At 39.4% G+C, this 14595-nt stretch carries 9 protein-coding genes and 1 tRNA gene; all 10 read left to right on the plus strand.

What is annotated here, in order from left to right:
• Nucleotides 1-4: 4 nt before the first annotated feature.
• The 10 genes from ACLTL4_RS09340 to ACLTL4_RS09385 all read left to right on the plus strand — a co-directional run bounded on the left by ACLTL4_RS09340 (nucleotide 5) and on the right by ACLTL4_RS09385 (nucleotide 14518).
• Nucleotides 5-75, plus strand: a tRNA-Cys gene (locus tag ACLTL4_RS09340).
• A 246-nt stretch (nucleotides 76-321) separates the two neighbouring features.
• Nucleotides 322-1410, plus strand: coding sequence for a GTP-binding protein (locus ACLTL4_RS09345; protein WP_173896550.1), 1089 nt, complete (start codon nucleotides 322-324; stop codon nucleotides 1408-1410).
• Nucleotides 1411-1725: 315 nt separating this feature from the next.
• The gene (locus ACLTL4_RS09350) at nucleotides 1726-3108 is read left to right on the plus strand and encodes a leucine-rich repeat domain-containing protein (RefSeq protein ID WP_412291128.1); all 1383 of its coding nucleotides are present in this window, start codon (nucleotides 1726-1728) and stop codon (nucleotides 3106-3108) included.
• Nucleotides 3109-3508: 400 nt separating this feature from the next.
• On the plus strand, nucleotides 3509-4519 hold the full coding sequence (locus tag ACLTL4_RS09355) for a M56 family metallopeptidase (protein WP_226911908.1): 1011 nt from the start codon (nucleotides 3509-3511) through the stop codon (nucleotides 4517-4519).
• Nucleotides 4506-4748 (plus strand): hypothetical protein, encoded by a 243-nt coding sequence (locus tag ACLTL4_RS09360; RefSeq protein WP_412291129.1) that lies wholly within the window; start codon nucleotides 4506-4508, stop codon nucleotides 4746-4748. The genes ACLTL4_RS09355 and ACLTL4_RS09360 overlap by 14 nt, the downstream gene beginning before the upstream one ends.
• 55 nt (nucleotides 4749-4803) lie before the next feature.
• On the plus strand, nucleotides 4804-6111 hold the full coding sequence (locus tag ACLTL4_RS09365; protein ID WP_412291130.1) for a leucine-rich repeat protein: 1308 nt from the start codon (nucleotides 4804-4806) through the stop codon (nucleotides 6109-6111).
• Nucleotides 6112-6284: 173 nt separating this feature from the next.
• Nucleotides 6285-6665, plus strand: a complete 381-nt coding sequence (locus ACLTL4_RS09370) for a BlaI/MecI/CopY family transcriptional regulator (RefSeq protein WP_412291131.1) — start codon at nucleotides 6285-6287, stop codon at nucleotides 6663-6665.
• A gap of 902 nt (nucleotides 6666-7567) precedes the next feature.
• Complete coding sequence (locus ACLTL4_RS09375; protein WP_022118527.1) at nucleotides 7568-8290, plus strand: DUF6273 domain-containing protein; 723 nt, start codon at nucleotides 7568-7570, stop codon at nucleotides 8288-8290.
• Nucleotides 8291-8304: 14 nt separating this feature from the next.
• A complete protein-coding gene (locus ACLTL4_RS09380; protein WP_412291132.1) occupies nucleotides 8305-11760 on the plus strand; it encodes a VWA domain-containing protein in 3456 nt (1151 codons plus the stop codon).
• A gap of 196 nt (nucleotides 11761-11956) precedes the next feature.
• Entirely contained in the window at nucleotides 11957-14518 is a 2562-nt protein-coding gene (locus ACLTL4_RS09385; RefSeq protein ID WP_412291133.1) for a hypothetical protein, read from the plus strand.
• Nucleotides 14519-14595: the final 77 nt, after the last annotated feature.

Below are 14595 nucleotides of genomic sequence, written 5' to 3' on the forward strand. Positions count from 1 at the left end.
TTATGGCGACATAGCCAAGTGGTAAGGCGTGGGTCTGCAACACCCTGATCACCAGTTCAAATCTGGTTGTCGCCTTGAATTAAAGTTCTGAAATCAACTTGATTTCAGAACTTTTTTTGTGTTATATGAAAAATTCTGTCGAAAAGGAAGACTGGACAAAGTGTGGATTTTCGCTTATAACTACATCAGATATGCGGTGACGGGCAATAAGTTTGTATCAAATGGTAGTAGAGGCATGCTTTAATTTCTCATCGCTGATATTAGTTTATAGATCCCGACATGTTTGAATAAATGATAAGGATAAGGAGGATAAATGATAAAATGATAAAAATAGATTTGATCACCGGATTTCTTGGTGCAGGAAAGACAACATTTATAAGAAAATATGCAAAATATCTGATGGACAGTGGAAAAAATATTGGTATTCTGGAGAATGATTTTGGTGCAGTCAATGTAGATATGATGATGCTTCAGGATCTGATGGGCGATCAGTGCGAGCTGGAAATGATCTCCGGTGGATGTGATCCGGAAACACATCGCAGAAGATTCAAAACAAAACTGATCTCCATGGGAATGTGTGGATATGACCGGATTCTGGTTGAGCCGTCCGGCATTTTTGATGTGGATGAATTTTTTGATATTCTGCACGAAGAGCCTCTGGATCGCTGGTATGAACCGGGCAGCGTCATTACGATCGTGGATGCAAATCTGGAAGAAGAGATGTCGGAAGAAGAAAATTATATTCTTGCGAGCGAAGCAGCCAGTGCAGGCAAGATTGTTTTCAGCAAAATAGGTAAAAATCTGAAAACAGAAAAAGAGGCACAAATGGAAGAAAAAGGATCTATTGCAAAGGCAGAAGAATCGATTTCCAAAGTGCTTGCACATATCAACATTGCATTAAAACAAATCAAATGTGAGCGTGTGATAGAGGAAAAAGATTGTCTGTGTAAAAATTGGGATACGCTGACAAAAGCAGATTTCCAGGATCTGATGTCAGCCGGCTATACACCGGAAAATTATCAGAAGCTGGATTTTGAGCAGGATTCCGTTTTTGAATCCCTGTACTTTTTGAATAAAAAAATCAGCGTGGAAAATATGAAAAAAGCGGCGGAAGAGCTTTTTCAAAATCCGGACTGCGGGCATATTTTCAGAATCAAAGGATTCTTAAATACCAACTACAAAGAAGAAGTAATGATGGAAAATAAAATGGAAGATAAAATGGAAAAAGTAGATAAACCAAGAATCACAAAAGCAGAGTCCTGGAAAGAATTTAATGCGACACGCAAAAATATCAGCATCCAGCCGGTAAAAGAAGGACAGGAAGTGCTGATTATGATCGGGGCAGGGCTGAAACAGGAGAAGATAGAAGAATGCCTGGAGAGGCATTGCACAGAAGGGTTTGAGAAATAAATAAAAAGTTGTCGGTGGTTTCATGGCAGGCGTAAAGAATTGAAATACCGAGTGTTTTGTTAAGATGCTGTCAAAAGCTCCTGACCTGCCAGAGGTTGTTTAAGCGGGAATTGTTTTTCAGACGCAATGTTTTCTACTTATCTCTAATCCATTGTTTTTACATTATATTTTCAAAATGTAAATATAATGTAAAAGTGAAATCAGAGGTATTGTTTTTTGATAAATTGTGGAGTATAAAGAAATTACAAATACCTCAGGCTGCATGAACGTAAGTGGTGCCTGATATGCGATTCTGAACAGGGAAAGGGTGGTTTTATGAAGAAGAAATTTTTGAAATTGTTCACGTCGGTTGCAATGCTGGCTCTCGTATTCTGTCTCCATCAGAATGTCCGGGCAGAGGAGATTGCACAGCCAACGGAAAAGGATGTCTACATCCATCACGATGATGGAGAGGACTATGTAGCCAATCGCTATGAAAGAGCGATCGTGGTAGACCGTGTGGTATATCAGTATCTTCCGGAGAAAGACAGTTACCGGATCGTAGCATTTGATGATAATGACGAAGAATTTCCGGAAGGCATTACTTTTAAGCCTCGTTCGGAAGTAAGAGGCAAACCGGTCACAGGAATTTACATTGATGGAGAAGAGGACGGACCGAGCTATCTTACACGGCTCAATTTAGTACTCCCGGATTCTGTAAAAGATATTGAGATCAGTGGTGCAAGTTTTGGTTCTATCACATTACCAAAGTTCCTGACTGTCACACCGGGAGGAATATTCGAAAGTGATTTTGAGCAGATTATTATTCCGGAAGGAACTACAAATGTGAGAGGGATCAATGATATTTGGAAACTCCGAAAGATGGAGCTTCCGTCTTCAACAAAGAAAATCGGAAAATATTTTTTGGGAAACAGTTCGGATCTGAGAACCGTATACATTCCGGAAGGAGTTACCGAGATTGGTGCAGAAGCGTTTTCCGGATGTCCGAAACTTGAAATTTATATCCCGGCAAGTGTAAAGAAGATCGGTAAAAATGCATTTAAGAAAACGGATCAGTACGGACAGGTAAAAATGATCTATTGTGCCAACAATTCTGCCGCACATAAGTATGCGAAGAAAAATCATCTTCCATACACAATCGTAGATCCGGTGAAAACTTCTTACAAAGCGACAGACCTGTCACTGAGCACAAAGCGGATCAGTATGCCGATCGGTGCAAAGAAGAGAGTGCTTTATCAGGTAACGCCGGTTTATGCTGCCAAACGTAATGTAAAATTCAGCAGCAGCAATTCCAAAGTGGTATCTGTAAATGCAAAGGGTATGATGACGGCAAAGAAAAACGGAAAAGCAACGATCACCGTTCAGTTAAAGAGCGGAAGCAAAAAGAAAGTAAAACTGAAAGTCGTTGTCCAGCCTCGGGCTCCGTATCTTTTGGCAGACAGCGTTCCAAATAAAAATACAACAGTATTTACCTGGAATAAATCCGGAGGCGAAGAAGGGTATGAGCTCAGCTGTTCCGATACGAAAAACGGAACCTACAAAGTTATCAAAAAAGTGACCGGCAAAACAAAAATCACATTCAAGGCATCAACAAAGAAATATTACAAAATCCGTGCCTGGTATAGAACAGCAAAAGGAAAGAAGTATTACAGTGATTATTCAGAGGCTGTATACCACCTGGGACATATGTGGTTCTGAGATTAAGATTCTGAAAAATAGATATTTTATTGAAAGGCTGCAATCGCAAAAGGTTGCAGTCTTTTGCACTTGACAGAAATATCGGAATCATTTATACTATTGTTAATATAAATAAAAAAAATTAATAATAAATATATAAAAAATAATGCTAAAATCAAAAGCATGAAATTATGATACCTGCGGATTTATATCTTTTAACCCTGCATCATAAAAATTACAAATAAAATGACAAAAAAGAACAGGAAAAGATATGACGTTTAATCTTGGTTCGCTTTGTATGGCGATTTTATGGAACAGTATTTTTATTGGAATTGTTTTCTGGATAGGAAAAAAGAAAATTTACACGACGCGAAAAGGGATTCATCTGACATTGATGTTTTATTTACTTGGGGTTGTCAGGATGATATTTCCCATTGATTTTCGACCATCTATAGGGATTCAAGTGTGGAAAGGGGTATTTCCTACAGTTAATTATGCTTTAAGTATTCAAAATTACAATTTATGGGGAAGGCAGTTTACAATAGCAGATGCTCTGGTAGCAATCTGGCTGATTATTGCAGGGGTTTTCATGTTGCGTTATTTTGTGAAATACCAGGAAATGCGTCGCATTTTTCAAAAGTATTCCACAGAGGCAAATGAGCAGTACCAATCAGTTCTTAGCAGAATCACACAGGAAAAAAAGATTAAAAAGAAAATAGCGGTATATCAGAATCCGGGGATTACTATTCCTTGTGCGGAAGGTGTATTCCGGTGGAATATTTATCTTCCGGACTACGATTATTCGGAAGAAGAATTATATTATGCTTTGCTCCATGAATGTACACATTTCACAAATGGAGATCTGTACATAAAATGGCTGACGCAGCTCTGTCGTTGTCTTTGCTGGTGGAATCCACTGGTTTACAAAATGCAGGATACACTGGAAAAAAATCTGGAAATCCGGTGTGATCTTACTGTGACCGAAAACCTCAGTCAGAAAGAGCAGTTGAGCTATCTTGGAACGATAGTTAAGACCTTGAAAAATGCACAGAAAAAAAGAGGCAGCGGTGTTTTATACGGAGTCCATCTGGCAGATAAAAATGGAGAAGAGTTAAAAGAACGATTTGAGATTATCTGCAAAAATCAGGATAAAAAAACAGGACGAAATCAAAAGAGAAAATATATGGTATATTTTTTCCTTATGATTGTTCTTTCATATACGGTGGTTATACAGCCAGCTTATGATCCGCCGGAAGATGAGATTATAACAGAAGAAGGTATGGAAGAACTTACTCCGGATAATACCTATGTTCAAAAAGAGGGAGATAAATATTATATGATATATAAAAACGATAAAGATGAGATATCGAAGGAAGATGCAGAAGAAATGAAAATGAGTGGATTTGAGGTGAAAGAAAATGAAGAGAAATAAGGTGGAAAGTATATTGTTGATTGTAGTGCTGGCTCTCAGTATACAGACAGGGAGCTATAGTGCAGCAATAAGCGATAGAGAGCTGGATCAATATTATGCAAAGAACATTCAAGAGAAAAGCACAGATGTTATTGTATGGAAGTATCGGGTATGGAATGGAAAGAAGCAGAAAAGGAGGTGGAATAAAACAAAAAACAGATGGGAAGATCCAGCATGGAAAGACGTATGACGAACTGATGCAGTGGAAAGGATATCAAATTTAAAATTTTAAAGGGGGAACTTTTATGTTCAGACAGTTTAAAAATATCATGTTAAAGGGCATAATGTTGTTTGCTTTGTTTTGTATACTTCCGGTAATGGTTACAAATGCGGCGGATAATGAAGCAAATCCGTTTGAAGGAAAAATTTATAGCTCGGGTTATGCGTATTTTGAAAATGCAGTGGCGGTAAATCATGTAGTCTATCGGTATATGCCAGAGACAGACAGTGTTCTTGCAGAATGTATTGATCTGAACAGTACTTTGAAAAAACATATGACGCTCACCATAGAAAAAAGTGTTCTCGGGAAACCGGTTACGAGGATTGGTGGATATTTTACGGATCCTTATTATATGGATGCAAAAATAGGATATCTTTTTGATAAAATTTATATTCCGGATTCGGTAAAAATTATTACCGGTTCGGCTTTTAGCGAGTGCACAAATGTAAAAAGTATCTATATTCCGGACAGTGTAGAAAAAATAGGAGATAAAGCATTTGAAGAGTGTACGAACTTGCAGAGTGTTCGCTTACCGAATGATCTGGACAAGATAGAGTTTGGATGTTTCTATAATTGCAAAAATCTGCGAAAAATTGTCATTCCAAATGGTGTGCAGAAAATCGAGTCTAATGCATTTGTGGGATGTGAAAAACTTGAAATTTATATTCCGGCGAGTGTCAAAAAAATCGGAAAATATATTACCCTGACGGATGTAAAAAAAATTTACTGTCAGAAAAATACAGTAGCTCAGAAGTATGCGAAAAAGAATAAGGTAGCTGTTGAGATTACAGGGACTAAGAGAACACAGCAGAATTATGTTGCACAGAAACTTCTGCTGAAGAAAAATGCAGTTACCTTAAAGCCAGACAGTTCCTATCGGGTTGAGGCAGAAATGGTTCCTTTCTATGCCTCTAAACAGGAGCTGGCATACAGCAGCAACAAACCGGAAATTGCAGCAGTAAGTGATGAGGGATTTGTTACAGCAAAGAAGGCGGGATCTGCTGTTATCACGGTAAAGACAACGGACGGAAGCAAAAAGAAAGTCAAACTGAAAGTAACAGTACGACCAGGAAAACCGGTGAATTTTATTGTTCAGAAAAAAGGAAAAAAGAAAGCTGTTTTCAGCTGGGATCCGGTAGCAGGTGCAGCGGGATATGAGGTTGCCCAGGCAGATTCTCAGAAAGGAAAATATACCACCATCTGGCAGCAGAAAAAGAAAACCAGCGTGGAACTGAAAATATCGAAAGATAAATATTATAAGGTTCGTGCATGGTATAAAAAAGATGGAGAATTAATCTATGGAGCTTTCAGCAAGGCAATAAAAGCATCATAAAAATTTTGCAAAATAAATGGGCTGCGACCGAAGAGGTGGCAGCCTGTTTTATGGAAAATACACAGAAGGCTTATAGTGAGTTTGACGGAGATATTTGATTCGTTTAAAATTATACATTATGAAGAAAATAAGATAGTTTGGATGAAAGACGGCAAAAATGGAAGGAGCAGAAAATGAAGGAACTGACAAAAAGTGAAGAACAGATGATGGATATTTTCTGGGACAGCAAGGAGGCACTGACCAGTGTAGATATTGTAAAAATGCAGGTGAAAGCAACCTGGACAAATGGGCTGGTACATAATATCATTCGTTCGCTTGTTCAAAATGGATATCTGAAAGAGTGTGGAATGGAGCAGTTCGGACGGCAGTATGCCAGAAAACTGATGCCGGCACTGACAAGGGAAGAATACATCGCAAAACTGATGATTCAGAAAAGTGAAGGGAAGAGCTCTGTGAAACAAATATTGGTGGCTCTGGCGAAAGAAAGTGAGGACATGGAACAGGTCATCGAAGAACTGGAGGAGATCATTCGAAAGCTGAAGGAAGAACAGTGATTTAAGTTGAACGCACGCATGAATTATTTGAAAATTATATAAAATTCATACAATTTTCAAAGAATAAATGTCTGAATATTTAGAAAATAAAATAATTAAATAAAAATATAAAAATAGTATTGACAAATGAGAAGAAGCGTGCTACTATAATGACAACAACAAAGAAAGCCAAAGACAAACAAAAAACTACCTGTCAGGAGACGAGAAATCCTGGTAGAATAGAAAAAAGTCAGAGGCAAGGTTGTAAAAGGAACTGAATAACACGTAAGAACAGAAAGTAGAGGTCAAGTCCAATGGATGGGTCAGAAATAACAACTGTTCAGTATAGACGTGGTATGGCTGGTGTTTCCTGCGAAAACAACCTTTAACGATATAATTTCAGAAGAGATCGAATTTATAACAGATAATCGGAGATGGGAAAATCTGAAAGATATGGTTAAAGAGTAACGAAACAGCCACTATATTGAAGGATTACCACATTATTCAAAGGTTTTTAGATTATGTGTAAAGAAATATAATCTAAAAAATATAAGTATTTTATATATCATTCTCAGATATGGTTTTTACAGAACAGTCGGTTACTTTCATACAGTCGAAAGGAATAGAACCACATTTGAAGAAGAAATATATAGAAGAACGTATAGAAAATAGATATTCGGAAAAAGATATTTGAAACTTTGGGTTAAATAAAAAGCAAATATTATATATCGACTATAATATTTAACATAAATAGCAGGAAACTTTGAATAGAATCCTCCGATTACATTCTAAATAAAAATACAATTAAATATTGAAAATAAGGGAAACCGTTACGGAAAGTAGTGGAAGTAACGGTTTCCTTTTTTGTTCTTAAAAACAATTCTGTTACGAAAACAATTCCAAAAAATATAAAAAGGTGCAGCATGAAAAAAATAATGATTCTGATAAGCGTAATCTTTTTGATGTGTACAGGTATATGGTTTCGATTTCATACGAAAGAGTGCCGTGTAGTATCGGATCTGGCATATGATAAAAATAAAAAGGGTGATCATCTGGTATATATCCGGGAAGGGCATGAACTGGTTCCATTTCTGGTATTGACTTCTGATTATAATGGCGAGACACTACTGTTGAGGAAAGAAGTACTGAAAATGAATATGCAGATAAATTCTTATGAAGCGTATTATGAAAACAGTTTTATGGATGATTATTTAAACCATGAATATATCAGACAGCTTCCGGATGGGATGCCTGTTTTGGAATCTGAGATTAAGATAACGGATGAGAAATCATTGGGAGTTTCGGGAACAGGGACAAAAAGTATAAAGAGAAAGATTTTTTTGCTGGCATACAGTGAGGTGATGGAAGATCAGAATATAAATGCAGCATCGGAAGGAACGTTTCTTAGATTTTTTGAGAAGGAAGAACAGCGTATTGTTTTGAAAGAAAATCAAAAAAGCAGCTGGTGGCTGCGAACGCCGAACACATATTATACTTCCTGCGTTTATGTTATTGGGGCGAATAACAAGATCGGCTTTTCCAATGCATATGATAAAAATGGAGTGCGGCCGGCATTTTGTGTGCCGGGGGACTGCAAAATGGAAACCGATCAGGATGGACACAGAGTATTGCAGCAGAGGCAGTAAAGGAGTTTGGGAATATGAGAAAAATGAAAAGGATCATCAGCCTTTGGCTGGCTGTTATTTTAGTGATCACCGGTGTGGATCTGCCATTTGGCATCCTGGAAATCCAGGCGGCAGCAAATGTGAAGCGGTATACGGTATTGGTGCTGGATACCTCGGACACAGCAGAATTTACATATAATAATGAGACGATTTACACGGCAGATACGGCATTATCTGATGTCAAGAGTGCTGCCGGGAAATTTATCCGGGATATCAGTGCAACAGGCGGAGATAATTATGTGGCGGTCATTTCTTATAAAGATTATGCAACTACTGTATCTGGTTTTTCAAAAGAATACAGCTCGCTGATCAATAAGATTAATAATCTTTCCGCTTCCAGCACGACCAGAGATATATCAAGTGGTCTGGAACTGGCAAATTCTATGTTAAATCATGCAGATAGTGAAAATGTGATTAAAAATGTTGTGCTTTTTTCTACCGGAATGACCAACGAAGGAGATTATAATTATGATGGTTATTACGATGGAAATGTTGTGGGAAATGCATGGCACAGAAATGATACAAATGTTCACCTGTATGCATATGCAAATCATACACTGGAAGAAGCAGATCTGTTAAAAGATCAGGGAATTAACCTGTATTCTATCGGTCTGTTCAAGACGATGGCAAATATGCCGCAAGAAGGAAAGAATATTGCAGAATTTTTCAAAATGACTGCGTCTGATATCGCAACATCCGAGGATTATTTTTATCCGGTGTATTCGGTGGATGATCTGGAATTTACGTTTGGAGAGGTCGCAGATGATATTCTGTCTTCGGTAAAGGAGATAACGTTTACCTACAGTGGAGACAGTACAGCCAAATGTTATTATTCGGACAATTATTTTGCAAAGAGTGCCTATAATTATAATCCGAGTCTGGCAACGATGTCGCTCAGTTTTGCAATGTCGGCATTTGGAAGCAGTGATGGCGGTCTGACGGATTACACCAATAAAAGCAGCAATGCCAGAGCGTTGTTGAAAGAAATGGGATTCGCAGATGAAAATATAGCAGTAAATGACTGGTTTACGAAGAAACCGACGACGGATTCGATTGGCGTTATCATCGGAAATAAACCTGTGAAAGTAAAAGATGAGGAATATACACTGATTGCAGTTGCTGTCAGAGGCGGCGGTTATGAGCAGGAGTGGGCAAGCAATTTTACGATTGGTACATCCGGACAGCATCAGGGATTTAATACTGCGAAAAATAATGTTCTTTCTTATTTGAAACAATATATTTCCAAGCAGGGAATTTCCGGACAGGTTAAAATATGGGTCACGGGATACAGCCGTGCAGCGGCAACAGCGAATCTGGTGAGCGGTGAACTTGATAAGGTAATCGCTTTGGGAAACGATATCTCGTATCAGAGAAAAGATGTTTATGGTTATTGTTTTGAAACGCCGGCAGGTGCATTGAGCGAAGAGGTAAATGGGGATTCAAAGTATGATAATATATTTAATATTATTAATCAGAGTGATCCTGTGCCTTATGTAGCACCGGCAGCCATGGGATTTGGCAGATATGGTATTGATCGATATTTGCCGTCTGCGGAGTCAGAACCGGAAGATTATGCAGATCTGAAAAAGAAAATGCTGGCGATCTACCAGGCGATGCCAACAACAGAGAAGTATGTTGTAGATGATTTTCAAATGAAAAAAATCTCTGTGGACAATCTGACCTGGAATGCGGTTGGGTTCTTAAAAGATGGGCTGATCGTCAATGATACGAAACATAATTATTCTCAGGGCGTATTTCTGTCAGATTATGTTACAATCTTATCTAAAAAATTTATCGTAAACAGAGAAAATTATGTTGATCGTTATCAGAATGAGATTCGGGAGATTTGTTCCGTAGTTTTTGGTTGTACCGATGAACAGTCAGGACGTCTGACGGATTCGATCGTATCGCAGGTAAAGAGTGAATGGTATAAATTTGTGGGTGCATATATCTGGAATACCGGGATCAATCCATGGGGAACGGAAGAAAAGGCATTGAAAATCGTATCGGGATGGCTCAGGAAAGCACTTCAGGATGCAGGAATCACAGATTATAATGAGCTTGTCATTGATTATGCGGGTGTGAAACTGAGTGATCTGATGCTTGCACTTGTCAGCAATCATCCGAATTATTTTACAACGGCTGTTTTAAATGGAGAAGGACTCGGGGCAGCTCATTATCCGGAACTGTGTTATGCATGGCTGGCATCGATGGACAGCAATTATGTCGGAACAACTGCAAATCGCCTGAACAATGGCGGATTCCGGATCATTCGAATCAACTGTGAGGTTGATGTTAAGGTTTTTGATGCAGAACAAAATAAGATTGCATCGATCATCAATGAGCAGTCGGATGAAACAGGAAGTTATATTGCAGGGGTGGATAACAATGGGCAGAAATATGTTGTCCTTCCGGTGGATGAAACTTTTTATGTGGAAATGACTGCACGTGAAAAAGACAGCGTCAATTACAGCATCAATGAATACAGTGCTCTGGCCGGTGAGTATACGCGAAACATCAATTATTTCAATATTGAGATGCAAAAAGGAGAAGTGGTGGAAGGCGTTCTCCCGGCATACGATAAAGCGGAGCTGGAGAAGGATACTCCGGAAGGTTCCGATGCGGACTACAGACTTTATGATGCAGATGGAAACACAATAAATTCGGATTCGGATTTGTCCGGCGACGATGCAAGAAATGCATATTTTACGGTGGAAGCACTTGTATCTGATGAAAAAGCCGGAGCTGTGATTGGCGGAGGTATTTACCAGTATGGGCAGTTTGCGAAACTTCAGGCAATTCCGGAGGAAGAATATGTTTTCGAAGGATGGTACAGAAAAGGAATACTGCTTTCAAAAGAAGAGGATTACAGGATACAGATACTGTCTGATGAAAGCATTACTGCGAAGTTTGTGAAAAAGCGGACACCAAAAGTGGTAAAACTTTCAAAGACGAAATATGTATACGATGGAAAGACAAAAAATCCAGGCGTTATTGTACTTGATGGTGATGGCAACAGAGTATCTTCCGATCATTATACGGTATCGTATCAGGCAGGAAGAAAGAAGGTTGGTCAGTACCATGTAAATGTAAAAATGAAAAATAAATACTGTGGCAGCAAAACACTTTCTTTCAAAATTGTTCCGAAAGCGACGAAGATCACCAAAGTCATCAAAAAGAAGAAGGTACTGAGTATTTCCTGGAAAAAACAGAAAAAGCAGGTGTCAGGATATCAGATTCAGGTATCAACAAGCAGAAAATTCAAATCAAAAAAGACAAAAAATATCAGTGGTATGAAAAAGAACAGTACTACGGTATCCAAGTTAAAATCCAGAAAGAAATATTATATCCGGATCAGAACCTGGAAAAAGAAAAACAGAAAGAAATACTATTCTGCCTGGTCAAAAGTTAAAATCGGTAAGACCAAATAAGAGTATCGGGGAGCCGCAAAAAAACAGCGGCTTCCTTTTTGGATATTTCCGGGGAAAAAGAACCGGTCAGACGGAAAAATTGCGAAAACCCTCGGTTTGACAATGTATTTTTGGTGTAGTATACTTTAAAAACATGAAGAGTAATAGTAGAATAAAATAGGATAATAACAGGCAGGAACATATACGAGGTGAAACAGTGGATAAATACGAATACAACCTTAAGTTAGAAGAAATAACAAAGCTGGCTGATCAGGGATATTATGAAGATGCGGCAGATATTATTGATACGATTGACTGGCGGAGAGTAAGAAATGTCAGAACGCTTTGTATGATCAGCGAAATTTATGAAGAAGTCGGAAGATTGCAGGACAGTAAGGCACTTTTGCTTCGTGCATACCGCAAATCTCAGGCAGTGAGAAGCATTTTGTTCCATTTAACGGAGATTTCCGTAAAACTGCGGGAGTTTGATGATGCAGCGGAATTTTACAGTGAATTTGTTGAAGCAGCACCGCATGACAATTCACGTTATCTTTTGAAATATATGATCTATCGAGGCAGAGGTGCGGCGATCGAGGATCAGATTGAGATTCTGGAAGAATATAATCAGAAAGAATACACGGAAAAATATGCCTATGAGCTTGCAAAACTTTATTATCGTGCCGGACAGAAGGAGAAATGTGTTGATGCTTGCGATGATCTGGTTGTGTGGTTCAGACAGGGCAAATATGTTATCCGTGCACTCGAACTGAAACAGAGGATCAAAGCACTGACACCGGTACAGCAGGCGATTTATGATAACCGCAACGAAGCTACCATGCCAAAAGCGGAAATGGTAGAAAATGTTGCACCGGATCTGGAAAAAGCTATTCTGGAAAATATGCCAGAATCCAGCAAAGAAGTGATCACGGATGATGTGATTTCTGTAACGGAAAAAGAGATCGCACAGAGCGTCGCAGAACATACAGCTGAAAAAGAAGAAAATGATGATTACGGAATCTTTGCAGCATTTTCTGAAAATCAGGAAAAAACCGATCAGGAAGAACAGGATTTCCATAAGGAATTGCCGGTAACGACCCCGGAAAAGACTGTCGATAATGAGAATGCCGCAGAGAAGGCAGCGGATGATGCAGAGGTCGATGAGAAAATTGTGGATGACGCAGATTCCGAAGCGGAAAACGTATCAAAAGAAAAGGCAGATGCAGCCGGTCAGGATGCACCGGCAAAAGCGGATAAAAAACATGAATTTAATACAGAAGACCTTCAGGCAGAACTTGCAAAGAGTATGCGGGATATTCTCTCCGGTATTCAGAGAAAACCGGATGAGAGTGACATTATCGAACCGATGAATGATGTGACTGCCGAGGCAGAAGAAGCAGCTGAAGAAGTTCCGGCAGAAGAGATCAAGAGAAACAATATTGATGATATTCTGCTGTCCATGAGCCTTGCACAGAAAGAAGCGGCAATCGCAGCAGTTCTGGGCAAAAAGGTTGAAGCAGAACCACAGCCAGTGAAAGCAGCAGAATCACATGTGGAGGAAGTCGCTGAAGTTGAGCCGGAAACAGAGGTTGAACTGGCTGAGAAAATAGTTGAGGTTGCACCAGAAGTTGAACCACAGGTTGAAGAAGTGGCTGAGGCTGAACCAGAAGAGGCAGCACCGATTGAGAAAGTAATTGAAGAAGTAGCAGAGCCAGAAGAGACACCAGAGGTTGAAGAAGTAGTTGAGGCTGAACAGGAAGTAGAAGTGCAGCCGATTGAGGAAGTTGCGGAAGTATCTCAGGCTGAGCCGGAAACAGAAGTGAAAGAGGACGCAGCCGAAGGCGCAAGTGCGAAAAAGGCGGCTCTTGGAAATACAAGGGATATTGCAAAAGAGATTGAAGCGGAGCTTGAGAAACAGGCGGCGGAGCTCGAAAAGCAAGAGAAGGAAAAGCAGGCCGAAAAAGAAAAGGAAGAAAAAAAAGAAGCAGCATCTGTAAAGGAAGAGGATGCAGCTCCGACGGATCTGACGGAAGAACAGAAGTATAATTTCTCTTATTTTGCAACGGTGGCAGGGCTGAGTCAGCAGATTGCTTCGGCATTATATATGGTAATGAAGAAGATGAAATCTACAGATCAGACGTCCAGAGTTGGCAATCTGATCATTCTTGGTGCAGAAGGCAGTGGAAAGTCTACGCTCGGTATTCGTTTTGCAAAGACGATCAGTGAAGAAAAAGGCGAGGAATCTGTAAAGATTGCAAAGATTTATGCAGAGGATTTCAATAAAAAGGATATCCCGTCTACGGTTGCCAAGATTGCAGGTGGTACGCTGATCATTGAGGAAGCCGGTGATCTGGATGATGCCGTTGTGGAACAGCTTTCCAAAGCGATGGAGTTCCGTACAGATGCACTTCTTGTGGTTCTGGAAGATGAGAAGAAATATCTGAAAGAGCTGTTTGAGAAGCATCCGGATTTCGCAGAGAAGTTTACAAGCGAGATTGTTATTCCGGTATTTACCAATGATGAACTTGTCGAATTTGGACGTACTTATGCTTACGAGGAAGATTACACGATCGACGAAGAAGCAATCCCGACGCTCTATGATAGAATCAGTGAGCTGCAGGAAGCGGGCAGACCGGTTACTGTGATCGACGTCAAAGAGATTGTGGATGAGGCCATCCGCCAGTCTGAAAAGATCGGATTCCGGAAACTGAGCATGGTTCTCTCCAAGAAGAGATACGATGCGGATGATCGTGTGATCCTCTACGAAAAGGATTTCAGATAGAAAAAGGAGTCTTCTACGACTGGAGGGTGTAAAAATTCTTGTGTCTATGGAAAGTAAATCTTTCTGATAAGAAATAG

The organism is Hominisplanchenecus sp. (assembly GCF_046967715.1).
GTDB lineage: Bacteria > Bacillota > Clostridia > Lachnospirales > Lachnospiraceae > Hominisplanchenecus > Hominisplanchenecus faecis.